The organism is Salmonella sp. SAL00653 (assembly GCF_046552515.1).
Classification (GTDB): domain Bacteria; phylum Pseudomonadota; class Gammaproteobacteria; order Enterobacterales; family Enterobacteriaceae; genus Salmonella; species Salmonella enterica.
Map to the genome: position 1 here is coordinate 1 of NZ_JBGDTY010000027.1, position 23,491 is coordinate 23,491.

Below are 23,491 nucleotides of genomic sequence, written 5' to 3' on the forward strand. Positions count from 1 at the left end.
GGCGTTTGAACTCAGTCATCATTACGTTCTCCGGATTTAAGTCTGGAACGTGTCAACGCTATTCAGGACGGGTCACATGGTTGAAAAAAGCCGATGAGATGTCATCGGCTTTTTTGTATTCCTTCGGTGCCATATTGTTCAGTTTCAAAGAACGACGAATAAGCTGAATGGTAAAATTATTGTGAGAAAAGCAGAGGCCTGAATGCAGACCTCTGCTTTGGTTTATCTATTCAGGTTATTTGCCTCTGGCCAGTTTCAATGCCCAGGCGCCGCTCATCACCAGCAGCAGAATCAGGCACAACCCAAAGGCCAACATACATGCCTGCGCCATGTTCATAAAGTGCCAGGGCGGAAGCAGATACCAGCCTTCGGACTGCTGGTAGAGATCGACAAACCACTGCTGTACGCTACTGAGCGTTACGCCATCAGGGACGATAGGCGCGTCATAACCGCAGTCTCCGGTAGGTTTAAACCACTCCGGTGCCCATTCCGCCAACGGTAAGTTGAAAGGAAAGGTAGGGTCAGTCGAACATCCTTGCACGCCAAAAAGTGAATCGGGGTCCGCATTATGTACCGCATGATGGATACCATTAAGCTTAATAGAAAACTTAATGCCCATAATGCTGCCATAAAACGCCGCGATGCAGCCAATCAGCTTCAGCACGATATTTTTGGGATTTATCGCCGCAATCACCCCGCCAATTACCATCACAAACATCGCGTAACGAATGTAAACACACTGTTCGCACGGCGCCATGTAGAGATAGATTTGGAAGAACGAGTGCGCCAGGATAATTAACCCTCCCATCGCGATGGCCATTAACAGCCACAGAAAGCGCTGTTCCTGCCATCTCACCAGCGTATCTACTGGTCTTGCGCGTAGGTCTCGCCATAATCCCTTAATAAAATCCATAATCGTTTCCCTGCTTATTTTTTAGTGGCCAGTTCCCGAACGAGTTCAGCCATAGAATCGATGGATTTGATGTTTTTGGTATAGATAAGGTACTTGCCGTTGACGACGTAAGCCGGAACACCCTGAATTTTGGCAACGTCATAGGCGGCTTTCCATTTTTCCAGAGTCTCCTGAACGGCAGGATCTTTCAGCGCTGCTTCAAAATCAGCCTGGCTCATGCCTGCGGCGTCCAGCCCGGTTTTAATAAATGCCGCCGGATCTTTCCCATCTGACCAGCGCTCTTTCTTATCATGGTAAGCCGCATACCAGGCGAACTTCGCTTTTTTGAATTGTGATTTAGCATCAAATAACGAAATCCCGGCAGCTTTATCTTTGGCGATCAGGACTGCAAATACTTCGCTGGCCTGTTTTCCATATTCGCCTTTTGTTTCCAGGTGGAACGGGGTGAACGTAACGAGATCGGCTACTTTATCAGAAACCGGACCTGTTACGGCTTTGTCATATTTGTAGCAGAAAGGGCAGGCATAGCTAAATACCTTAATCAGCGTTTTATCCGCATTAGGAATTGGTTTCTCCAGAACCATATAATCTGTGCCCTCGGTAAAAGCCGATGCCGCAAAAGGAGTGACCAATGCCGCGGTTAATACTACGCTTTTAAATAAAGAGGTAATCCATTTAGATGACATATTAATTCCTTCCCGTTATTTATTTAAACATTTGCGTTGGATGAACCAGTAACGCACGATAGTGAGTCTGGTTGGGTTTATCCGACAGCACATCAATTTCAACTTTCACTTCTTTCGTTTTATAGTCAATCTCATTCAGTTTGCCGACTGTTGGTTTACCAACATCGAACAGGTTAATAGAACCGCCAAAGCCGAACATGGTGTCGCGGTCTTTTTGATATTCAACAACCGAGGTAATAGGACTATAGAAATCATATCCACGTTCTTTACCGTATTCCCAAACTTGTTGTACGGTGCCTTTCTTCTCATCGATCTTATATTCGACAAAACGGGAATACTTCATGGTCGGTAGAGCCGGTTGCTCCAGGCCGCGACCATCGCCGTTATCAAAGACCGTTAACGTGCCTTTGCTGGAAAGCCATGCCGTATGTTGGGTATAGGTGAAATCGAAATCGGTGTCCTTACACTTGCCGTTTTCGTCACAGGTCAACGACTTACCATGATCGTCTACCGGTTTCAGCAATTTACTGGCTAGCTGCTTATTCCAGCCTTTAGACGGCGCCAGTATCCATTTCACCTGCTTATCGCGACCAATTTTTACAATACCCTGATGGCGGGAAGAAAGGATGATGGAGTCGTCTTTCGCGTCATAAGCGATAGAGTTGACGTGCGCCCAGTTACGACCGGCACCAACGCCAAGCGCATCGCCATACGGCGTATCCGGTTCGAGTTTCGCCTGCTGTCCGGCATGGGCCAGATCGACGTTCACGCATACTGCGCCCGCATCCAGCGCGCCGAGCAGCGCATCACGCATAGGGTCGAGGATTTTGGTTAAATCCCAAACGTCTACTACGCGGCCAGACTTATCGACCTCAATGATTTGGTCACGAATAGTATGAACATGTATGCCGTCTTCTTTGCGGTAATCGCGTTTGCCGACACGCAGCAGTACGGTGCCGTTCACGGTTTCGATGGATTCATGAGACGCATCCAGGAACCCGCGCGGCAGTTTATGATCGGCAAGAATTTGCCCCATCATGTCAAACTCGTACCAGTGTTGGCCCTGCACCGCGGTAAAGGTGCCGCGAGGCGTTTCACGAATACCCATCAGGTAGCCGCGTTTGTTGATATTCATATCGTGGCCGTCGTAGAAGGTATCTTGATCCAGCCACCAGCGGTATTCACCCTGGGTGTCGACCACAAACGTATAAGGGGCGATATCGAAAGGCAAAGCACCGCCCGCCGGACCGGCATCAAGAATGCCCGCATTTTTATCTTTTTCGCCGTGCCAGTGAAATTCAGCGCCCTGCGGCGTAAAGGTATGGGTATTTACCAGATAAAGGCGATCTTCAAATCCTGGCGCAACTTTAATAACTTTCGTTTGCTGGAGATCTGAAATAGAACGGTTATCCATATAATGGTTGACGATGGCGGACGTCTGCACCACATAGTCATCCTTCATGGCTTTGCCGTTTTCTTTATATTCTACCGTGACGTTGTTGGCAAATTTCTGATAAAGGCCAAAAATAGGAATACCGTCATAGGTTTCTAAAGACTCTTTCCCAACGGTATAAGTAACAGGAACGCCTTTTTCCCCTTTGCCATGTACAGTAACTTTAACGTCTGAAATAATATGGCTATCTAATTCCACCTGCGCGGTGAGAGGGGCATTTCCGTAAGGATCGACAACGACTGCGCCTAATTTTCCTGCGGGCTGTGCCGGTTGAAAACCTGCGGCAAACGTACTGGCTGCGGTGAGTCCGCATGTCAGTGCGACGGCACCGGCAAGTATTGTTTTCCGGTATTGGTCAAACATGGATATATCTCCTTATGTACAACTTCTAAATATAATACTTCTGAATATACTATGTTTTTATGAATAATAAATGAGGTAAATGATTGGTCTTTAAATATAAGTCATGATGCTGTTACTTATTTTAAAGTATATTCTGTATCAATATTTTTTAATTGCCTGAGTGAGTCGATAGTAGGAGTGTGATATTTTAAGAACAATATAAATTAGTACGAAGTGTGATCTTATCGACATTGTTTTCTGCTTAATACCTCTTTCATTATTGTGTTTCACCACTGATTTATATGATCAAAATCATTTATTTGTTCCACAAATATGCCAGTATATGAATACGTCAAAATAAGGGTATGTAAAATTTTAACGTTAAATGTTTAGTGATGTTAAATTTTAAGGGTAAAAAGGATGTTTATTGCCTGGTATTGGATAATATTAATCGTTCTGGTGGTAGTAGGGTATATTTGCCATATGAAGCGTTATTGCAGAGCGTTTCGGCAAGACAGAGATGCATTACTTGAAGCGCGAACGAAACGTTTTCGCCAGACGAGCGAAGGCGACAGCGTGATGAATGAGCAGAAATAGCGCATATCCTTGACGGGCAGCCGGATGTTGCCTGGCTAAAGGCCTGCATCCGGCGCGACGTTTCTCTTAACCGATACCTATCGTCTGCAAAATGACGAGACTGAGCCCCATGATGGACATACCGCAAAGCACGCCATAGCTGGGGTTATTGTTAGGATCGATCTCTTTTGCCAGCGGCATCAGTTCATCGACGGAGAGCGCCACCATAATGCCGGCGACTGCCGCCATGATAGCCGCCATAACGATCGGTGAAACCAGGCTGCCCAAAATCAGCCACGCCAGTACGCCGCCAAGAATTTCCGCCATGCCGGAGATACCGGCCCAAAAAATCGCGGTACGTTTTGAGCCCGTCGCGGCATAAACCGGGCCGGCAACCGCCAGACCTTCAGGAATATTGTGCAACGCCACCGCCAGTGCGATGCCGAAACCCAGTTCAAGATTGCTGCTGGCAGTGACAAAGGTGGCGATCCCTTCCGGAAAGTTGTGCAGGCTAATGCCGAGCGTCAATAAAATCGCAGTGCGTTTTATCGAGCCGGGAAGCGGCTGCTGCCTTTTTTGCACCAGATCCTGCGGATGAGCGTGAGGAAGCAGGCGGTCCAGCCCGAAGTAGCCCAACAGGCCGATAATAAACATTCCGTAGCCCAGTACAGGCGACATCCCCTCGGTATCAAGCGCGGCGGGCAGCATCTCCATCAGCGAGATAAGCAGCATGATCCCTGCGGCGAAGCCCAGCGAAAAAGCCAGCACGCGGTTAGACGGTTTTTGGCCGAGAACGCCAAGAAACGCGCCAATAAAGGTGGCGGCGCCTGCCAGTAAGGTCAGAATAAGTGGTACTGACATCCATTACTCCTTATCAATTTGCCGTCCGAACCTGACCTTCAAAATAACTGATGATCTTCATCATAGTTATCTGAGTTCTTCCTCTGTGAAGAAAGCGTATGGTGATGTTAACAAAATGTCTTTCCTGTAAGGATAACATCATGTCTTTAACGTGTATGCCAGCATTGTTTTTGGGGCATGGCAGCCCGATGAACGTGCTGGACGATAATGATTATACCCGCGCCTGGCGGCGATTGGGGGAAGCCCTGCCGCGACCACAGGCGATAGTGGTGGTGTCGGCGCACTGGTATACCCGTGGGACTGGCGTCACAGCGATGGAAAGGCCGCAAACTCTCCATGATTTTGGCGGTTTTCCGCAGGCGCTGTATGACACGCATTATCCGGCCCCTGGATCGCCTGCGCTGGCGCAGCGTCTGGTTGAACTGTTGGCTCCCGTTCCCGTCGCGCTCGATAAAGAAGCGTGGGGATTTGATCACGGCTCCTGGGGCGTATTGATCAAGATGTACCCGAATGCGGATATCCCGATGGTGCAGCTTAGTGTTGATAGTACCAAACCGGCGGCATGGCATTTTGAGGTGGGCCGTAAACTGGCGACGCTGCGTGACGAAGGCGTGATGCTGGTGGCCAGCGGGAATGTGGTTCATAACCTGCGGACTGTGCGTTGGCACGGTGACAATATACCGTATCCCTGGGCGGCGTCATTTAATGACTTTGTGAAAGCCAACCTGACGTGGCAGGGGCCGGTAGAACAGCACCCGCTGGTGAATTATCTGCAACATGAAGGGGGCGCCTTATCGAACCCGACGCCGGAGCACTTTTTGCCTTTGCTGTATGTACTTGGCGCCTGGGACGGCAAGGAACCTATCACCATCCCGGTCGACGGTATTGAGATGGGCAGTATAAGTATGTTGTCGGTGCAGGTGGGGTAGGCCGGATAAGGCGCGGAATGATTGCCCGATGGCGCTACGCGCATCGGGCTTACAGGAAAATCTATCCTTCGACAAAAATATGCGGATAGAAGCGGGAGAGATCCTGGGTGATCAGCGCCCGATCTTCACGGATACCAATTCCGGCGGGCTGATCGTTAATCAGCCAGCTACCAATCAGGGTATAACTGTCGCCGAATTTTGGCAGCGGATAGAACTGTTGCACGATCATACCCTCTTCACCATACGGGCCTTCCACGGATTCGATCGTTTTACCGTTTTCAATAATCGATACGTTCGCCCCTTCGCGGGAGAAGATCGGTTTCACGACATATTTATCCATTTGCGGATGTTCGTCTTCGGCGAAATACGCAGGCAATAGATTCGGATGGTCCGGGAACATCTCCCACAACAGCGGCAACAACGCTTTATTGGAGATAATGCTTTTCCAGGCCGGTTCCAGCCAGCGCACGCCGGCATCTTCCAGCTTGGTGGAAAACATCTCGCGCAGCATAAATTCCCACGGATAGAGCTTGAACAGGTTCGCAATGACCTGATCCTGCAGATCCGTAAATTGGCCTTTTTCCCCCAGACCAATATCGTCGATATAGAGAAATTCGGTGGCGATTTCCGCTTCGGCCGCACAGTCCTGTAAATACTGAATGGTGCCGCGATCCTCAACCGTATCGCGACAGCAGGTGAGATGCAGCAACTGAAAACCATACTGCTCGCGAAGTTCAGCAAAGCGTTCAATCAGCTTTTCCTGCAGGCTATTAAACTGATCGCTGCCTTCCGGCAGATTGCCCGCGTTGATCTGATCTTCCAGCCAAATCCACTGAAAAAACGCCGCTTCATACAGCGATGTTGGCGTGTCGGCATTATTTTCGAGCAGCTTAGGTTCGCCGATGCCGTCCCAGGCCAGATCGAGGCGGGAATAGAGCGACGGTTGTTGCGTTTGCCAGGACTGGCGAACAAAACCCCAGGTATGTTTTGGAATACGAAACTTCGTCATCAGCTCATCGCTGGCGATGACGCGTTCTACTACCTTGAGGCACATCTGGTGCAGCTCGGCGGTAACGTCTTCCAGTTTTTCCACCTGGGCGAGCGTTAACTTGTAATAAGCGTCTTCACACCAGTACGGTTCACCATACATAGTGTGAAAATTAAACCCGTATTCAGTCGCTTTATCGCGCCAGTCCGGGCGCTCGGTAATACTGACTCTTTCCATGCGTATCAGCCGCCCATCGAACGTGTTGAAGTACCGGCAGCGCTACGCTGCATGGTGCTCTGTTTGGCGACGGATTCGCCAAAACCGCCGCGGGTAACGGTTGTTGTGGTGGCCGGTTTCGGCGCCATCGCGGTTTTCGGTACGGTCATTGTCCGGCCCGGTTGCGCCGCGCCGTAGTTTTTACCTGCCGCATCGGTATATTTGCCGTATGCAGGGCTGGCCGGGTTTTTCGAGCTAAACAGCGGCTGTTGCGCAAAGCCTGCGCCGCCGCCCATCAGACGCCCCATCATGTAACCTGCCATAAGCGGCATCCAGAAACTGCCGCTGGATTGTTGGGCCTGCGCCTGATTTTCCGGAGCCATGCCAGCCTGTGCGGGCGCTTGCTGGCACTGGCCTTCGCCAAACTCAGCGACGCAATCTTCGCGTGTAGCGTACTTAGGCGCAGTACGTTCGGCCTCTTTCAGCGCATTGTTATACGCGGTTGTACACTCCGCGCTTTTGCCCGGATTCGCCGCTGAACAGTCATCAGCGTTTTGATACAGCGATACGGTTTCATCGCTTTTTTCACAGCCAGCCAGCATAAAAACAGCCGTAACCGCCAGGGCGACCGGCGTTAAATGCCGCGCGCTCCAGCTTTTGCGAAATGATGCGTGATGGATGGATTTTGTCCGTTTCATATTTGTCTTCCAGGACCCAGTGGTAAATACAACATGCGTTCAGAATAGAGGATGACTGGTCGAAATTGAAGCGAGAAAAGGCGAGAATGCGGCGGAATAGCAGGATCTTTACGTTGCCTTACGTTCAGGCGCGGCTTCATGACAGGTAGCGCCGCGCTTACCAGACCTACAAGGGCACAGGTCTGATAAGCGCAGCGCCAGCGAATAACTTATCAATGCCGGAATGGATTGCCGTTATTGCTGTTGGCGCGAGCGGCGGTCGGCTGTACTGCTGGCGCGGCGCTATGAGCATTATAACCGTCTGCGGCAGCATCCTGATCTGGCGTTTCCGGCGCTACGCTTTCCGGCGACGTCGGGATAGGTTTACCCAACGTACTGTTAAGCGCGAGCAGATCCTGCTCGTTCAGCGTACCGAGCGCATATTTGATATTTAACTGATTAATCAAATAGGTATAACGCGCGTTGGCCAGTTGCTGCTTGGCATCATACAGAGTGGTGGTGGCATCCAGTACGTCAACAATGGTACGTGTACCGACCGAGTAACCGGCTTCCATTGCATCCAAAGAACTTTGCGCGGAAACGACTGCCTGTTTATACGCGTTGATGCTGCTGATGGAGGCGTTAATATTGTTAAAGGAAGAATGTACGGTCTGCACCACGCTACGGTGCGCGCTTTCCAGCTGTTCGCTTGCGCCGACGAAGTTATACTGCGCCTGTTTTACCTGCGAGTTAACCATCCCGCCTTGATACAGCGGCAGGGAGAAGTTCAGGCCGATTTTATTCTGCCCCATGTTGCTATCGTCGTACTGGGCGGAGTTGGTTTTAGAACCGCTATAAGAGGTATCAGAAATGCCGGTTGAGGCCGTTAAATTCAGCGTCGGCAGGTGACCATCCTGCGCCTGACGGATTTGCTCGCGCGCCAGATCCTGACTTAAACGCGCCTGCAACAGCGACAGGTTACGGTTTTCCGCTTCCTTCAGCAGCGCATTAACCGCTTTGGGTTTGTCGGTTTTAAAATGCTCGACGTTAAGCGACGCCAGCTCCGGGTAATAATTGCCGGTCACCTGGCGCAGCTCTTCTACCGCGTTATCCAGGTTGTTGCGGGCGGTCACTTCATTCGCCAGTACGGTATCATATTGCGCACGGGCGTTTTGCACGTCGGTAATGGCGACCAGACCCACGTTAAAACGTTGCGTCGTTTGATCTAACTGACGGTAGATAGCCTCTTTTTGCGCCTGGGTATAGGAAAGCACATCAATAGCGTTCAATACCTTAAAATACGCGTTCGCGGTATTGAGGATCAGCGTCTGCTGATCGGTCTGATAGGTGACATCCTGAATGCCTGCTGCTTTTTCTTGCAGGGTGAGCCCACGCCATTTCGACATATCAAATAGCGTCTGCGTTAATTGCAGAGAAGCGCTGGTTTCATTGGAGTTGATACCGTTCGCATCGCGATAACCGTTGCTGTAGGTGTAGTCGGCACCTAAACCCAGTTGCGGCAGTAAAGGACTACGCGCTTCGTTAATTTTTTCGAATGCAGCATCGCGATCGGCAGCGGATTTACGCAATTCCGGGTTGCTCAGGCGTGCTTGCTGATAAACTTGCATCAGGTTCTCTGCCTGGCTTAGTGTGCTGAACCCCGACAGGCTCAGGCCGATAAGGATGGGGAGCAATTTCTTCATTTGCATTCCTTGTTGTGAAGCAGTATTTAGCGCTGATCAATTTGTAAAAATAATTGCTGATTCTAGCAGAATCCGCCACTGCAAAAAGTTGGCGTTACGTGCCATACGAGCCTTAATTGGCACCAATTTACCACAAGGGTGATAAAACAGCAGTCGACCACCCTTGAAATTCATCATTTAATCATTATTGCTAGCAGGGCAGCACAATGCGTAAATCAGACAACTTGCCAGTTACTTTCACCAAAAGCGATGTAGAAATTATTGCACGGGAAACGCGCTATCGCGGTTTTTTTTCATTGGATGTGTATCGATTCCGCCATCGTTTATTCAACGGAGAAATGAGTGGCGAGGTAAAGCGCGAAATTTTTGAGCGCGGGCACGCCGCCGTCTTGCTACCCTTTGACCCTGAACGCGACGAGGTGGTGCTGGTCGAACAGATTCGTATTGCCGCGTATGACACAAGCGTTACGCCGTGGCTGCTGGAGATGGTCGCCGGCATGATAGAAGAAGGCGAAACCATTGAGGCGGTCGCCCGGCGGGAGGCGATGGAAGAAGCGGGGCTGACCGTAGGCCGCACCCGACCGGTCATCAGTTACCTGGCGAGCCCAGGAGGAACCAGCGAGCGCTCATCTATTCTGGTGGGTGAAGTGGACGCCACGACCGCGGCAGGTATTCATGGTCTGGCGGATGAAAACGAAGATATTCGGGTTCATGTGGTAAGCCGGGAACAGGCATACCAGTGGGTAGAAGAGGGGAAAATCGACAACGCAGCCGCAGTCATCGCTTTGCAATGGCTTCAGTTGCATCATCAAGAGTTAAAAAACGAGTGGAAAAAATGAAGCGTTATACACCTGACTTCCCAGAAATGATGCGTTTGTGCGAAACCAATTTTTCGCAATTGCGCCGCCTGCTGCCGCGCAATGACGCCCCCGGTGAAACGGTGAGCTATCAGGTGGGCAACGTACAATATCGGTTAACGATTGTGGAATCGACCCGATACACTACGCTTGTAACGATCGAGCAAACGGCGCCAGCCATCACCTACTGGAGCCTGCCGTCGCTGACGGTGCGCCTCTACCATGATGCGATGGTGGCTGAAGTGTGTTCAAGCCAGCAGATCTTTCGCTTCAAAGCGCGGTATGATTATCCAAATAAAAAGTTGCATCAACGCGACGAAAAGCATCAAATTAATCAGTTTCTGGCCGACTGGCTACGATTCTGTTTAGCACATGGAGCGATGGCGATTCCGGTTTATTAGCGTCGTGAAACCTAAGGACACCATTTGGAAAGCCTGTTAACCCTACCTCTGGCTGGTGAGGCCCGAGTCAGGATTTTACAAATTACAGATACTCACCTGTTTGCCGAAAAGCATGAAACGCTGTTAGGCGTCAATACCTGGGAAAGTTACCAGGCCGTGCTGGAGGCTATTCGGGCGCAACAGTATGAATATGATCTGATCGTGGCCACCGGCGATCTGGCGCAGGATCAATCCGCTGCGGCTTATCAGCATTTTGCTGAGGGTATCGCAAGCTTTCGCGCGCCTTGCGTTTGGCTACCGGGCAATCATGATTTTCAGCCGGCAATGTACAGCGCGCTGCAAGAGGCGGGGATTTCCCCGGCTAAGCGCGTGTTAATCGGTGAACAATGGCAGATTTTGTTGCTGGATAGCCAGGTGTTTGGCGTCCCGCATGGCGAACTGAGCGAGTTCCAACTGGAATGGCTTGAGCGTAAGCTCGCCGATGCGCCAGAGAGACAGACATTGCTCCTTTTGCACCACCATCCGTTGCCGGCAGGGTGCAGTTGGTTGGATCAGCACAGCTTGCGTAATGCCGGTGAGCTGGATAGCGTGCTGGCGAATTTCCCGCGTGTAAAATATCTGTTATGCGGACATATTCACCAGGAGCTGGATCTTGACTGGAACGGTCGCCGTCTGCTGGCGTCGCCGTCAACCTGCGTACAGTTCAAACCGCACTGCGCGAACTTTACGCTGGATACTATCGCGCCGGGCTGGCGTACGCTGGAGCTCCGGGCGAACGGCGTCCTGGAGACGGAAGTGCATCGCCTGCAGGATACCCGGTTCCGACCCGATACCGCTTCGGAAGGATACTGATGTCTACGCTTCTCTATTTGCACGGATTCAACAGTTCCCCTCGCTCGGCAAAAGCGTGCCAGCTAAAAAACTGGCTGGCGGAGCGTCATCCGCATGTTGAGATGATCGTCCCTCAACTACCGCCGTATCCTGCCGATGCGGCGGAGTTGCTGGAATCTCTCGTGCTTGAGCATGGCGGTGCGCCATTAGGGCTGGTAGGATCGTCGCTGGGGGGTTATTACGCCACCTGGCTGTCGCAATGTTTTATGCTGCCGGCTGTGGTGGTGAATCCCGCCGTGCGGCCCTTTGAATTACTGACCGACTATCTCGGTCAGAACGAGAACCCCTACACCGGGCAGCAATATGTGCTAGAGTCTCGCCATATTTATGATCTTAAAGTCATGCAGATTGACCCGCTGGAAGCGCCGGACCTGATCTGGCTACTGCAACAGACGGGCGATGAAGTGCTGGATTACCGCCAGGCGGTGGCATATTACGCCTCCTGCCGTCAGACAGTGACCGAGGGTGGTAATCACGCATTCACGGGCTTCGAAGATTATTTCAACCAGATTGTCGATTTTCTTGGACTGCACAGTTGCTGACAATCAATTCGAATTGCTAATTAAACCATGACGCAAACTTATAACGCTGATGCCATTGAGGTACTCACTGGGCTTGAGCCGGTACGCCGCCGCCCGGGGATGTACACCGATACGACCCGCCCCAACCATTTGGGTCAGGAAGTGATTGATAATAGTGTGGATGAAGCACTGGCAGGTCACGCCAAACGCGTGGATGTCATTTTACATGCCGATCAATCGCTGGAAGTGATTGACGACGGACGCGGGATGCCGGTGGATATCCATCCGGAAGAGGGGGTTCCGGCGGTAGAACTGATCCTCTGTCGGCTTCATGCCGGCGGTAAATTCTCCAATAAGAACTATCAGTTCTCTGGTGGTCTGCATGGGGTGGGGATTTCGGTAGTAAATGCCCTGTCAAAGCGCGTGGAAGTGACCGTGCGCCGCGACGGTCAGGTCTATAACATCGCGTTTGAAAACGGCGAAAAAGTGCAGGATTTGCAGGTTGTCGGCACCTGCGGTAAACGTAATACTGGCACCAGCGTCCATTTCTGGCCGGACGAAAGTTTCTTCGACAGCCCGCGTTTTTCTGTCTCTCGCTTAATGCACGTTCTGAAAGCAAAAGCGGTGCTGTGTCCCGGCGTGGAAATCACTTTTAAAGATGAAGTGAATAACAGCGAGCAGCGCTGGTGCTACCAGGATGGCCTGAACGACTATCTGGGCGAAGCGGTAAATGGCCTGCCGACGCTGCCGGAAAAGCCGTTTATCGGTAATTTTAACGGTGAAACGGAAGCGGTTGACTGGGCGCTATTGTGGCTGCCGGAAGGCGGCGAATTACTGACGGAAAGCTACGTCAACCTGATCCCGACCATGCAGGGCGGCACTCACGTGAATGGCCTGCGTCAAGGGTTGCTCGACGCGATGCGCGAATTTTGCGAATACCGCAATATTCTGCCGCGCGGCGTCAAACTGTCGGCGGAAGATATCTGGGATCGCTGCGCTTATGTGCTTTCCGTGAAAATGCAGGACCCGCAATTTGCCGGGCAGACCAAAGAGCGTCTGTCGTCGCGTCAATGTGCGGCATTTGTTTCCGGCGTGGTGAAAGATGCCTTCAGCCTGTGGCTGAACCAGAACGTGCAGGCGGCGGAACAACTGGCAGAGATGGCGATTGCCAGCGCGCAGCGGCGACTGCGCGCCGCAAAAAAAGTGGTGCGCAAAAAGCTCACCAGCGGTCCGGCGTTGCCGGGGAAACTGGCGGACTGTACCGCGCAGGATCTTAATCGGACCGAGCTGTTCCTTGTGGAAGGGGATTCGGCGGGCGGTTCCGCCAAGCAGGCGCGCGATCGCGAATATCAGGCGATCATGCCGCTCAAAGGTAAGATCCTTAACACCTGGGAAGTCTCTTCCGATGAAGTGCTGGCCTCGCAAGAGGTGCATGATATTTCCGTGGCGATCGGTATCGATCCGGACAGCGACGATCTGAGTCAGCTGCGCTACGGCAAGATCTGTATCCTGGCGGATGCGGACTCCGATGGTTTGCATATCGCTACTCTGCTTTGCGCGCTGTTTGTCAGACATTTCCGCGCGCTGGTGAAGAATGGTCATGTCTACGTCGCGCTGCCGCCGCTATACCGTATCGATTTGGGTAAAGAGGTCTATTACGCGCTGACGGAAGAAGAGAAGGCGGGCGTACTGGAACAACTGAAGCGTAAGAAAGGCAAGCCGAACGTACAGCGTTTCAAAGGCCTGGGAGAAATGAACCCGATGCAGTTACGCGAAACCACGCTTGATCCGAATACTCGCCGCCTGGTGCAGCTCACCATTAGCGATGAAGACGATCAGCGTACTAATGCGATGATGGATATGCTGCTGGCGAAGAAACGTTCTGAAGATCGACGCAACTGGCTACAGGAAAAAGGCGATCTCGCGGATCTCGACGTGTAACGGTTGTTGCACGCTTTATCCGGTCTGCATGCCGCAGGCCGGATAAGCGAATCCGACATGACGCCGCAGCCTGATGGCGACACTTGCGCATCGCATCAGGGCGACGTCAGACGAGGGTAATAACTTAAACGCCGGATTCCAGAATACGAATATTCATTTCCAGCACATCGTCTTTTACCGCGTCGCTGTAGGCTTTCATATGCGGGGTTTGCAGATGCGCTTCAAGGTGCGCAACGCTTTCCCACTGTTCAATCATCACGATCGAGTCAGGCGCCAGAGTCTGAAAACTCACTCCCGCGGCATGATCCACCATCGGCGCGTAACCGTGGCACCCCTCTTCTTTAAGAACGGTTGGAATAATTTTCGCAAACTGATCGAGGACGGCCTGACGGTGATGTTGGCCCGGACGCGTGCGAATTTCGGCAATGACGGTAAGCATGGTTAACTCCTTCTAATTCCAGGATGACCAGTTAAGCAAAAATTTCGCTCAGATGCTTGCGATATTCTGCGGTATAGCGCGGAACATCCGGCATTTTAATCACGTCGTTGGCAATAAACGTTGGCAGCGCGTCCATGCCCAGGAACTGGTTGGCTTTATGGAATGGCAGATAGACGCCATCTACGCCTACGCCGTGGGAAAACTGATCTTTTTCGGTAAATGCTTCCATCGGCGCATTCCACGTCAGTGACAGCATATATTTTTTCCCCTGCGCCAGACCGCCGGAACCGTACTTTTTAGCGGCATCGGAACGCGTGCGGCCATCGCTGGCATAGAGCGTGCCGTGACCTTCAGTAAAGACATCATCCATATATTTTTTTACGGTCCATGGCGCGCCCATCCACCAGCCAGGCATCTGCCAAATCACCACGTCAGCCCAGACGAAATTCTGCACCTCTTCTTTAATGTCATAGTCGCTGTCGGCGCGGACGATCTTAACCTGATGACCCAGATCGCGCAGCAGCCCATCGGCAACTTCGGTCAGGGTGTCATTCAACTGGCCGTTGGAGTGCGCGAATTTTTTCGCCCCGTTGATAATCAGGATGTTACTCATTTTGTGTCCTCAAGAAATGCGTTTGCTGCTGATTCTACGCTGACGGGCGGTGCGGTGAAATTAGCAAAATGTGCAAAGTCTTTTGCGTTTTTGGCAAAAGTCTCTGCTACCAGCGTACTACGGCCTCAAATCCACCTTCCGCGGCGTTGCCAAACGACACCGTCATGCCGTGCAGCGTAGCGATGCGGCGGACGATTGATAATCCCAGACCGCTGCCGGTCACACTTTGGCCTGGCGGGCGGTAAAAACGCTCGCCGATATGCGTCAGAATCTCTGGCGCTACGCCGGGGCCATTATCTCTGACGGTGAAGCTGCGGGCATGTAAGGTAACATCGACGACGCTGCCCTGCGGACTGTAGCGAATCGCATTATCCAGCAGGTTACGCACTAACAGGCTTAAGAGTAGCGGCTGGCCGGTACGTATGACGTCATGGGCGTTAAGCTGTAAACGCACGTCGATATTCGCCTGCTGCGCCGGATGATAAATATCCATTACCGCGGACTGCAGCAGCTCTTCCAGCGAAATCTCCGCTACATCCTGCAAATTATTGAGCGAGTCGAGACGCGATAACGTCAGTAGCTGATCGACCAGCCGCGTGGCGCGATCGATCCCCGCATGGAGCTGGGTCAGCGCTTTATCACGCGATAGCGGATCGTCGCCCGAGAGCTGCGCCACCTCGGTTTGTACTTTCAGCGCGGCCAGCGGGCTGCGCAATTCATGGGCGGCGTCGGAGGTAAATCGCCGTTCGCGCACCATCATGGAGTGGATGCGGCTAAAAAGCTGATTAAGCGCTTCGACCAGTGGGCGAACCTCGCTCGGTACGCCTTTGGCGTCGAGCGGCGTTTCCGATTCCGGCGACCGGAAGCGTAGCGCCTGCGCCAGTTTTTTCAACGGTCTGAGCTCGCGGTGAAGCAGGAGCAATAAAATCAGCAGCATGAAGGGAAGGGCGATCAGCCACGGCGTTAATTGCGCCGCTACGATCGCCAGCGCCATATCTTCGCGGTAATCCCACTCCTGACCGACGACGATACGATACTTACCGTCCGCCGAGTTCAACCACAAAAAACGCCAGAGGTCGTTGTCATCCTTCAGATAGCCATTGTCGAAACCTTCCCGGCGATAGCGATACGGAATATCCTGGCCGTTGTCGCCATCATGCAGCAACATTTTGCCATCAGCGGAAAAGATGGCGAACGCCAGCGCATCGTCATCGATATGCCCATGTTTTAATTTCTTTGGCGTATGCGCCATGCGCTGCGGGGCGTTGATCTCGTTAAGATCGAGGGTGCTAAGCCGTCTGGCGAACAACATCAACTGTGTGTCAAACAGCTCGTCGACATTATCCGTCGTCTTTCTCCAGGCCACAAAACTGGAAATTGCCCAAGTGATGGAGACCAGAATCAGGAAAATAAGCGTCAGCCTGACGCGCAGGCTGAGACGTTGCGTCAATTTCATGCGTCACCCAGGGTGTAGCCGATGCCGTGTACGGTGCGAATAAATTCGCTGCCGAGCTTGCGGCGTAAATGATGAACATGGACTTCCACTGCATTGCTGGACACGTCGTCATCCCAGTTATACAGCTTCTCTTCAATAAGCTTGCGCGGCAGCACGCGACCTTTGTTGCGCAGTAAGAGTTCCAGCAACGCGAACTCTTTTGGTTTTAGGGCCAGTGGTTCGCCGGCAAGCGTCGCGACGAGATTGCCTGGATTGAGCGTCACCTGGCCGTGGTGCAATTCGCTACTGGCCTGACCGCTGGCGCGGCGTACCAGCGCCTCCAGACGGGCGGCGACCTCAATGAGCGCGAAAGGTTTACATAAATAGTCATCGGCGCCCAGACGTAGCCCCTCGACACGCTCTGCTAACGCGTCGCGCGCCGTCAGGATCAGCACCGGTTCCTGTTTACCCTTTTCGCGCCATTCGCGCAAAATATCCCGTCCGTCCATGCCTGGCAGCGTCAAATCTAAAATAACCGCATCATAAGGCGCGCTGTAAAGCGCCTCTTTGCCCGGGCGTCCCTCGGTAAACCAGTCGATGCTGAAACCCATTTTACTCAGGCCCGCTTTTATGCCATCGCCAATAAGTGTGTCATCTTCTACCAGTAAAATTCGCATCTGTTCTTCCTTGCGGTAACTCGCGTTACCGTCAGTTAACCTTGTCGCCGCAGGCGATGTACAGAAAAAAAGATTCTTTTTTTGCCTTAAGAAGTTGTTAAGGATTACCTTATTAAATGGATCTGAAACGACATGAAAGGGAAAAGTAATCATGAAAAAATTAGCTGCAATCGTTGCCGTTATGGCACTGTGTTCTACCCCGGTTCTGGCGGCTCAGCAGGGCGGTTTCTCCGGCCCGTCGGCGACGCAAACGCAAGGCGGCGGATTTGTCGGCCCGAACGGCAGCAGCACGACGGTAGAGAGCGCTAAATCGCTGCGTGACGATGCGTGGGTAACGCTGCGCGGGAATATCGTCGAGCGCATTTCCGACGACCTGTATGTGTTTAAAGATGCGACCGGTACTATCAATGTGGATATTGACCACAAGCGTTGGAACGGCCTGACCGTAACCCCGCAGGATACCGTTGAAATTCAGGGCGAAGTGGATAAAGACTGGAACTCTGTCGAAATCGACGTAAAACAGATTCGTAAAGTGAATCCGTAATCCCACATTGCGCAAGATCGGTCAGGATTCACAGCCGCCCGGTGGGCAGAATAGGCCACAAGGAGGCAGTGATGAATGACCTGATCAGCGCGGCTTATTCCGAACGTCTGCGGCGCGTTTGCGACCACATTGAGCGTCATCTGGATGAGCCTCTGTCGATTGAGGCGTTAAGCCGGATGGCGCACAGCTCGCCGTTTCATTTTCACCGGCAGTTTACCACCTGGAGCGGGCTTCCGCTCTATCGCTATATCCAGTGGTTGCGTTTGCGCCGCGCGTCATGGCGGCTGGCGTTTAACCCGCAGGATAAAGTTATCGATATCGCGCTGGATGCCGGGTTTCAGAATCCGGAGTCGTTCACACGTGCTTTCAAAACCGCGTTTGGTCAAAGCCCGCGCCAGTTTCGGCAATCGCCGGACTGGCTGGCCTGGCACCAACGCGTTCCTAAACTTGCGTTACAGGAGCAGCATGTCATGGACGTAAAAATCGTTGAATTTCCACCTACCCGCGTCGCGATGCTGACGCATCTGGGGCATCCGGATAAGGTCAACGCCAGCGCGGCGAAATTTATTGCATGGCGGCGCGAAACGGGGCAGTCGCCGATTGCCAGCAGTCAAACTTTTGGTATTGCCTGGCACGACCCGCAGACGACGCCGCCGGATCAATTCCGCTTTGATATCTGCGGCAGCGTCCACCAGCCGATAGCCGAAAATGACGTTGGCGTGGTGAATAGCGAGATTCCTGGCGGGCGCTGCGCGGTGGTACGCCATCAGGGATCGCTCGACAGCCTCCCGGAGAGCGTGTGGTATTTATTCCGCGAATGGCTACCGGCCAGCGGCGAGACGCTGCGCGATTTTCCGGTCTTCTTCCAGTACCTGAATTTCGTCAATGAGGTGGCGGAACATGAGCTGCTGACGGATATCTATCTGCCGCTTCGTTAACTTCCTCGTCACCTGGCTCACGGTTTGTGACTCCGACCGTGAGATAGGGTATTATCTGCGGCAATATTGCCGTCCGAACGGTCAGCATGCAGATTGAGGATCCCCTGTTAATGAGCGATATGGCAGAGCGCCTTGCGCTACATGAATTTACGGAAAACGCCTACTTAAACTACTCCATGTACGTGATCATGGATCGTGCGTTGCCGTTTATTGGCGACGGCCTGAAGCCGGTACAGCGCCGCATCGTCTATGCGATGTCAGAGCTGGGGCTGAACGCCAGCGCTAAATTTAAAAAATCCGCCCGTACCGTCGGTGACGTACTGGGTAAGTATCATCCGCACGGCGACAGCGCCTGCTATGAAGCCATGGTGCTGATGGCGCAGCCGTTCTCTTACCGTTACCCGCTGGTCGATGGCCAGGGAAACTGGGGCGCGCCGGATGATCCGAAGTCATTCGCGGCAATGCGTTATACCGAATCTCGCCTGTCCAAATATGCCGAGCTGCTGTTAAGCGAACTCGGTCAGGGGACGGCGGACTGGGTGCCAAACTTCGACGGCACGATGCAGGAACCGAAAATGTTACCGGCGCGTCTGCCGAACATCCTGCTGAATGGCACCACCGGTATAGCGGTGGGCATGGCAACAGATATCCCGCCGCACAACCTGCGCGAAGTGGCGAAAGCGGCGATTACGCTGATTGAGCAGCCGAAAACGACGCTGGATCAGTTGCTGGATATCGTTCAGGGGCCGGATTACCCGACCGAAGCGGAGATCATTACCCCACGTGCGGAAATTCGTAAAATTTACGAAAACGGGCGGGGCTCCGTGCGTATGCGCGCGGTATGGACCAAAGAAGACGGCGCTGTGGTAATTTCCGCGCTGCCGCATCAGGTCTCTGGCGCGAAAGTGCTGGAACAGATTGCTGCGCAGATGCGTAATAAAAAACTGCCGATGGTGGACGATCTGCGCGATGAATCGGATCACGAAAACCCGACGCGTTTAGTGATTGTGCCACGCTCCAACCGTGTGGATATGGAACAGGTGATGAACCATCTGTTCGCCACCACCGATCTGGAAAAAAGCTACCGTATTAACCTGAACATGATCGGTCTGGATGGTCGTCCGGCGGTGAAAAACCTGCTGGAGATCCTCACCGAGTGGTTGGCGTTCCGTCGCGACACGGTACGCCGTCGTCTGAACTATCGTCTGGAGAAAGTGCTTAAGCGCCTGCATATCCTCGAAGGTTTGCTAGTGGCGTTTCTCAACATCGACGAAGTGATTGAGATTATCCGTAACGAGGATGAGCCGAAACCCGCGCTGATGTCGCGTTTCGGCATCAGCGAAACCCAGGCGGAAGCGATTCTCGAACTGAAACTGCGCCATCTCGCCAAACTGGAAGAGATGAAAATTCGCGGCGAGCAGGACGAGCTGGAAAAAGAGCGGGACCAGTTGCAGGGCATTCTCGCGTCCGAACGCAAAATGAATACCTTGCTGAAAAAAGAACTACAGGCGGACGCCGATGCCTATGGCGACGATCGCCGTTCTCCGCTGCGTGAGCGCGAAGAAGCTAAAGCGATGAGCGAACACGACATGTTGCCGTCTGAACCGGTGACTATCGTGCTGTCGCAGATGGGCTGGGTGCGCAGCGCTAAAGGTCATGATATTGATGCGCCGGGGCTTAACTATAAAGCGGGCGACAGCTTTAAAGCCGCGGTGAAAGGTAAGAGCAATCAACCGGTGGTGTTTATTGATACCACCGGGCGCAGCTATGCTATTGATCCCATTACGCTTCCGTCGGCGCGTGGGCAGGGCGAGCCGCTGACCGGCAAACTCACGCTGCCGCCGGGGGCGACCGTAGAGCATATGCTGATGGAAGGCGATGACCAGAAACTGCTGATGGCGTCGGATGCGGGCTACGGCTTCGTTTGTACGTTTAACGATCTGGTTGCCCGTAACCGTGCCGGTAAAGCGTTGATTACACTGCCGGAAAATGCGCACGTCATGCCGCCGCTGGTGATTGAAGACGAGCACGATATGCTGCTGGCGATTACCCAGGCCGGACGGATGTTGATGTTCCCGGTAGACTCTCTGCCGCAGCTGTCGAAAGGCAAAGGGAATAAGATTATTAATATCCCCTCTGCGGAAGCGGCGAAAGGCGATGATGGACTGGCGCACCTGTACGTGCTGCCGCCACAAAGCACTCTGACTATCCATGTCGGGAAGCGCAAAATCAAACTGCGCCCTGAAGAGTTACAAAAGGTGGTCGGCGAACGCGGACGCCGTGGCACATTAATGCGCGGCCTGCAGCGTATCGATCGCATTGAGATTGATTCGCCGCATCGCGTAAGTCATGGCGACAGCGAAGAGTAAGAGAGGGGCGCCCGTAGGCCGGACAAGGCATCTAAGCCGCCATCCGGCGCTCTGCCGTTGCCGGATGACGACGCAGTAGCGTCTTATCCGGCCTACGGTTTCAGATCGGATTAACATTAAAATTTCCCGTAAAACCGTTGTTTATTCGTGCATTGCGATTAACAATACGTTTTTCCAGAGAGCCACACTTACCAAAATCCTAACCTGAATTTCAGGTGATGTAGAATGCCGGGCTCTTAGGCCTTCAGAGGTTGTTATGCTATATATTTTTCGTCTTATTGTTACCGTTATTTACTCCATTCTGGTCTGTGTTTTCGGTTCTATTTACTGCCTTTTCAGCCCACGTAACCCAAAACACGTGGCGACGTTTGGGCATATGTTCGGCCGTCTGGCCCCGCTGTTTGGCCTGAAAGTGGAGTGCCGCAAACCCGCCGACGCGGAAAATTATGGCAATGCTATCTATATTGCTAACCACCAGAATAATTATGATATGGTCACGGCGGCGAATATTGTGCAGCCGCCAACGGTGACGGTGGGGAAAAAAAGCCTGCTTTGGATCCCGTTTTTTGGGCAACTGTACTGGCTGACTGGTAATCTGTTGATTGACCGTAATAACCGCGCCAAAGCGCATAGCACTATTGCGGCAGTGGTTAACCATTTTAAAAAGCGCCGTATTTCTATCTGGATGTTCCCTGAAGGTACGCGTAGCCGGGGACGCGGTCTGCTGCCGTTTAAAACCGGCGCGTTTCATGCGGCTATCGCGGCTGGTGTGCCGATCATTCCTGTCTGCGTTTCCAACACCTCTAACAAAGTCAATCTAAACCGCCTGAACAACGGACTGGTTATTGTGGAAATGCTGCCGCCAGTCGACGTCAGCGAATATGGTAAAGATCAGGTTCGCGAGCTGGCGGCCCACTGCCGTGCGTTAATGGAGCAAAAAATCGCGGAACTTGATAAAGAGGTTGCGGAACGTGAAGCGACCGGTAAGGTTTAAGCAGCCTTACTCTGTTATTGTAGAAATCATTTTTTCAGGCACAACTCTTTAGCCTGTTTTACATGGAGCTTATATGTCATTCAGTCGGCGTCAGTTTCTTCAGGCATCGGGAATCGCACTATGTGCAGGCGCGATTCCCCTCAGGGCGAATGCTGCCGGTCAGCAACAGCCGTTGCCTGTTCCGCCGTTGCTGGAGTCCCGTCGCGGGCAGCCGTTGTTTATGACGCTACAGCGAGCGCACTGGTCCTTTACGCAAGGCACGCGCGCACCGGTCTGGGGAGTGAACGGTCGTTATCTGGGGCCGACAATCCGCGTCTGGAAAGGCGATGACGTTAAACTCATCTATAGCAACCGCCTGGCGGAAAATGTCTCCATGACGGTTGCTGGTTTACTGGTGCCGGGGCCGCTGATGGGTGGCCCGGCGCGTATGATGTCGCCGAACGCGGACTGGGCGCCAGTGTTGCCGATTCGTCAGAGCGCCGCGACGCTGTGGTATCACGCTAACACGCCTAACCGTACTGCGCAGCAGGTGTATAACGGCCTGGCCGGAATGTGGCTGGTCGAAGACGACATCAGTAAAACGCTGCCCATTCCGAACCATTACGGCGTGGATGATTTTCCCGTCATTATCCAGGATAAACGGCTGGATAACTTTGGGACGCCGGAGTACAGCGAACCGGGAAGCGGTGGTTTTGTCGGCGATACGCTGCTGGTGAACGGCGCGCAAAGCCCCTATGTCGAAGTGTCCCGCGGCTGGGTACGGTTACGGTTGTTGAACGCCTCGAACTCGCGGCGCTATCAGCTTCAGATGAGCGATGGCCGGGCGCTGCATGTGATTTCAGGCGATCAGGGCTTTTTACCTGCGCCGGTTTCCGTCAAACAGTTGTCACTGGCGCCCGGCGAGCGACGTGAAATCCTGGTTGATATGACCAACGGCGACGAAGTCTCGATCACCTGCGGGGAAGCGGCCAGCATAGTCGATCGGATTCGCGGTTTCTTTGAGCCTTCCAGTATTCTGGTTTCGACCCTGGTGCTGACGTTACGGCCAACCGGATTGCTGCCGCTGGTGACCGATAATCTGCCGATGCGTCTGTTGCCGACGGAGATCATGAGCGGCGCGCCTGTCCGCAGTCGGGACATCAGTCTTGGCGACGATCCGGGGATTAACGGCCAACTGTGGGATGTGAATCGCATTGATATTACCGCCCAACAAGGCACCTGGGAGCGCTGGACGGTACGCGCCGATATGCCGCAGTCGTTCCATATTGAGGGCGTCTCTTTCCTGATTCGTAACGTCAACGGCGCTATGCCGTTCCCGGAAGATAGAGGCTGGAAAGATACCGTCTGGGTGGATGGGCAAGTCGAACTGCTGGTCTATTACAGTCAGCCGTCCTGGCCGCACTTCCCGTTCTATTTCAACAGCCAGACGCTGGAAATGGCTGACCGCGGCTCGATTGGGCAAATGCTGGTGAATCCAGCGTCGTAAAGCGTCCGAGTACGGGTCTGAATAGCGCAGACCCGTCAGGG

At 53.0% G+C, this 23,491-nt stretch carries 23 protein-coding genes; 12 read left to right on the forward strand and 11 right to left on the reverse strand.

Features of this window, described 5'->3' with window-relative positions; all coding sequences use genetic code 11:
* Positions 1-235: 235 nt before the first annotated feature.
* Genes dsbI through ACLJRU_RS22325 form a run of 3 tightly spaced genes read right to left on the reverse strand, consistent with a single transcriptional unit; the run spans position 236 to position 3,415 of the window.
* Positions 236-913: a protein-disulfide oxidoreductase DsbI gene (gene dsbI, locus ACLJRU_RS22315; protein WP_000345576.1), complete on the reverse strand. Its 678-nt coding sequence runs from the start codon at positions 911-913 to the stop codon at positions 236-238.
* A 14-nt stretch (positions 914-927) separates the two neighbouring features.
* Positions 928-1,599: a thiol:disulfide interchange protein DsbA/DsbL gene (locus ACLJRU_RS22320; protein WP_000096230.1), complete on the reverse strand. Its 672-nt coding sequence runs from the start codon at positions 1,597-1,599 to the stop codon at positions 928-930.
* 19 nt (positions 1,600-1,618) lie between these two features.
* A complete protein-coding gene (locus ACLJRU_RS22325) occupies positions 1,619-3,415 on the reverse strand; it encodes an aryl-sulfate sulfotransferase (protein ID WP_000460266.1) in 1,797 nt (598 codons plus the stop codon).
* Between the two features lie 399 nt (positions 3,416-3,814).
* On the opposite strand from ACLJRU_RS22325, the gene ACLJRU_RS22330 reads away from it, so the two are divergent.
* On the forward strand, positions 3,815-3,991 hold the full coding sequence (locus ACLJRU_RS22330; RefSeq protein WP_000469259.1) for a hypothetical protein: 177 nt from the start codon (positions 3,815-3,817) through the stop codon (positions 3,989-3,991).
* Between the two features lie 66 nt (positions 3,992-4,057).
* Here ACLJRU_RS22330 and zupT read toward each other — a convergent pair whose 3' ends face one another.
* Positions 4,058-4,831: a zinc transporter ZupT gene (gene zupT, locus ACLJRU_RS22335; RefSeq protein WP_000115874.1), complete on the reverse strand. Its 774-nt coding sequence runs from the start codon at positions 4,829-4,831 to the stop codon at positions 4,058-4,060.
* A gap of 140 nt (positions 4,832-4,971) precedes the next feature.
* Between zupT and ygiD the strand changes: the two genes are divergently transcribed.
* Positions 4,972-5,760 (forward strand): 4,5-DOPA dioxygenase extradiol, encoded by a 789-nt coding sequence (gene ygiD, locus ACLJRU_RS22340; RefSeq protein WP_001520560.1) that lies wholly within the window; start codon positions 4,972-4,974, stop codon positions 5,758-5,760.
* A gap of 61 nt (positions 5,761-5,821) precedes the next feature.
* Here ygiD and ACLJRU_RS22345 read toward each other — a convergent pair whose 3' ends face one another.
* The 3 genes from ACLJRU_RS22345 to tolC all read right to left on the reverse strand — a co-directional run bounded on the left by ACLJRU_RS22345 (position 5,822) and on the right by tolC (position 9,350).
* Positions 5,822-6,985, reverse strand: a complete 1,164-nt coding sequence (locus ACLJRU_RS22345) for a glutathionylspermidine synthase family protein (protein WP_000442834.1) — start codon at positions 6,983-6,985, stop codon at positions 5,822-5,824.
* 5 nt (positions 6,986-6,990) lie between these two features.
* Positions 6,991-7,662: a DUF1190 family protein gene (locus ACLJRU_RS22350; RefSeq protein ID WP_000831528.1), complete on the reverse strand. Its 672-nt coding sequence runs from the start codon at positions 7,660-7,662 to the stop codon at positions 6,991-6,993.
* Between the two features lie 212 nt (positions 7,663-7,874).
* Positions 7,875-9,350, reverse strand: coding sequence for an outer membrane channel protein TolC (gene tolC / locus ACLJRU_RS22355; protein ID WP_077916201.1), 1,476 nt, complete (start codon positions 9,348-9,350; stop codon positions 7,875-7,877).
* A gap of 200 nt (positions 9,351-9,550) precedes the next feature.
* Here tolC and nudF point away from each other — a divergent pair, with 200 nt between their 5' ends.
* Genes nudF through parE form a run of 5 tightly spaced genes read left to right on the forward strand, consistent with a single transcriptional unit; the run spans position 9,551 to position 13,955 of the window.
* A complete protein-coding gene (nudF, locus tag ACLJRU_RS22360) occupies positions 9,551-10,183 on the forward strand; it encodes an ADP-ribose diphosphatase (RefSeq protein WP_001231950.1) in 633 nt (210 codons plus the stop codon).
* On the forward strand, positions 10,180-10,602 hold the full coding sequence (locus ACLJRU_RS22365; protein WP_000833404.1) for a DUF1249 family protein: 423 nt from the start codon (positions 10,180-10,182) through the stop codon (positions 10,600-10,602). Before nudF ends, ACLJRU_RS22365 begins: the two co-directional genes overlap by 4 nt.
* A 24-nt stretch (positions 10,603-10,626) precedes the next feature.
* Positions 10,627-11,454 carry a 3',5'-cyclic-AMP phosphodiesterase gene (gene cpdA, locus ACLJRU_RS22370; RefSeq protein WP_000444735.1) on the forward strand — a complete coding sequence of 276 codons (828 nt, stop codon included), beginning with the start codon at positions 10,627-10,629 and terminating at the stop codon, positions 11,452-11,454.
* Positions 11,454-12,035 (forward strand): esterase YqiA, encoded by a 582-nt coding sequence (gene yqiA, locus ACLJRU_RS22375; RefSeq protein ID WP_000105725.1) that lies wholly within the window; start codon positions 11,454-11,456, stop codon positions 12,033-12,035. The genes cpdA and yqiA overlap by 1 nt, the downstream gene beginning before the upstream one ends.
* 27 nt (positions 12,036-12,062) lie before the next feature.
* Positions 12,063-13,955 (forward strand): DNA topoisomerase IV subunit B, encoded by a 1,893-nt coding sequence (parE, locus tag ACLJRU_RS22380; RefSeq protein ID WP_000195318.1) that lies wholly within the window; start codon positions 12,063-12,065, stop codon positions 13,953-13,955.
* A gap of 124 nt (positions 13,956-14,079) precedes the next feature.
* Here parE and ACLJRU_RS22385 read toward each other — a convergent pair whose 3' ends face one another.
* From ACLJRU_RS22385 to qseB, 4 genes are all read right to left on the reverse strand, one after another.
* The gene (locus ACLJRU_RS22385; RefSeq protein ID WP_000958587.1) at positions 14,080-14,394 is read right to left on the reverse strand and encodes a putative quinol monooxygenase; all 315 of its coding nucleotides are present in this window, start codon (positions 14,392-14,394) and stop codon (positions 14,080-14,082) included.
* Between the two features lie 31 nt (positions 14,395-14,425).
* On the reverse strand, positions 14,426-15,007 hold the full coding sequence (locus tag ACLJRU_RS22390) for an NAD(P)H-dependent oxidoreductase (RefSeq protein ID WP_023235248.1): 582 nt from the start codon (positions 15,005-15,007) through the stop codon (positions 14,426-14,428).
* Positions 15,008-15,113: 106 nt separating this feature from the next.
* A complete protein-coding gene (qseC, locus tag ACLJRU_RS22395) occupies positions 15,114-16,463 on the reverse strand; it encodes a quorum sensing histidine kinase QseC (protein ID WP_000779327.1) in 1,350 nt (449 codons plus the stop codon).
* A complete protein-coding gene (qseB, locus tag ACLJRU_RS22400; protein WP_001221568.1) occupies positions 16,460-17,119 on the reverse strand; it encodes a quorum sensing response regulator transcription factor QseB in 660 nt (219 codons plus the stop codon). Before qseB ends, qseC begins: the two co-directional genes overlap by 4 nt.
* A gap of 151 nt (positions 17,120-17,270) precedes the next feature.
* On the opposite strand from qseB, the gene ACLJRU_RS22405 reads away from it, so the two are divergent.
* From ACLJRU_RS22405 to ftsP, 5 genes are all read left to right on the forward strand, one after another.
* Positions 17,271-17,663: a YgiW/YdeI family stress tolerance OB fold protein gene (locus ACLJRU_RS22405; RefSeq protein ID WP_000731552.1), complete on the forward strand. Its 393-nt coding sequence runs from the start codon at positions 17,271-17,273 to the stop codon at positions 17,661-17,663.
* Between the two features lie 71 nt (positions 17,664-17,734).
* Positions 17,735-18,601: a GyrI-like domain-containing protein gene (locus ACLJRU_RS22410; RefSeq protein WP_023235247.1), complete on the forward strand. Its 867-nt coding sequence runs from the start codon at positions 17,735-17,737 to the stop codon at positions 18,599-18,601.
* 110 nt (positions 18,602-18,711) lie between these two features.
* Positions 18,712-20,970, forward strand: coding sequence for a DNA topoisomerase IV subunit A (gene parC / locus ACLJRU_RS22415; RefSeq protein ID WP_001281852.1), 2,259 nt, complete (start codon positions 18,712-18,714; stop codon positions 20,968-20,970).
* A 256-nt stretch (positions 20,971-21,226) separates the two neighbouring features.
* Entirely contained in the window at positions 21,227-21,964 is a 738-nt protein-coding gene (gene plsC, locus ACLJRU_RS22420; RefSeq protein ID WP_000965730.1) for a 1-acylglycerol-3-phosphate O-acyltransferase, read from the forward strand.
* 73 nt (positions 21,965-22,037) lie between these two features.
* Complete coding sequence (ftsP, locus tag ACLJRU_RS22425; RefSeq protein ID WP_000010659.1) at positions 22,038-23,450, forward strand: cell division protein FtsP; 1,413 nt, start codon at positions 22,038-22,040, stop codon at positions 23,448-23,450.
* Positions 23,451-23,491 lie beyond the last annotated feature (41 nt).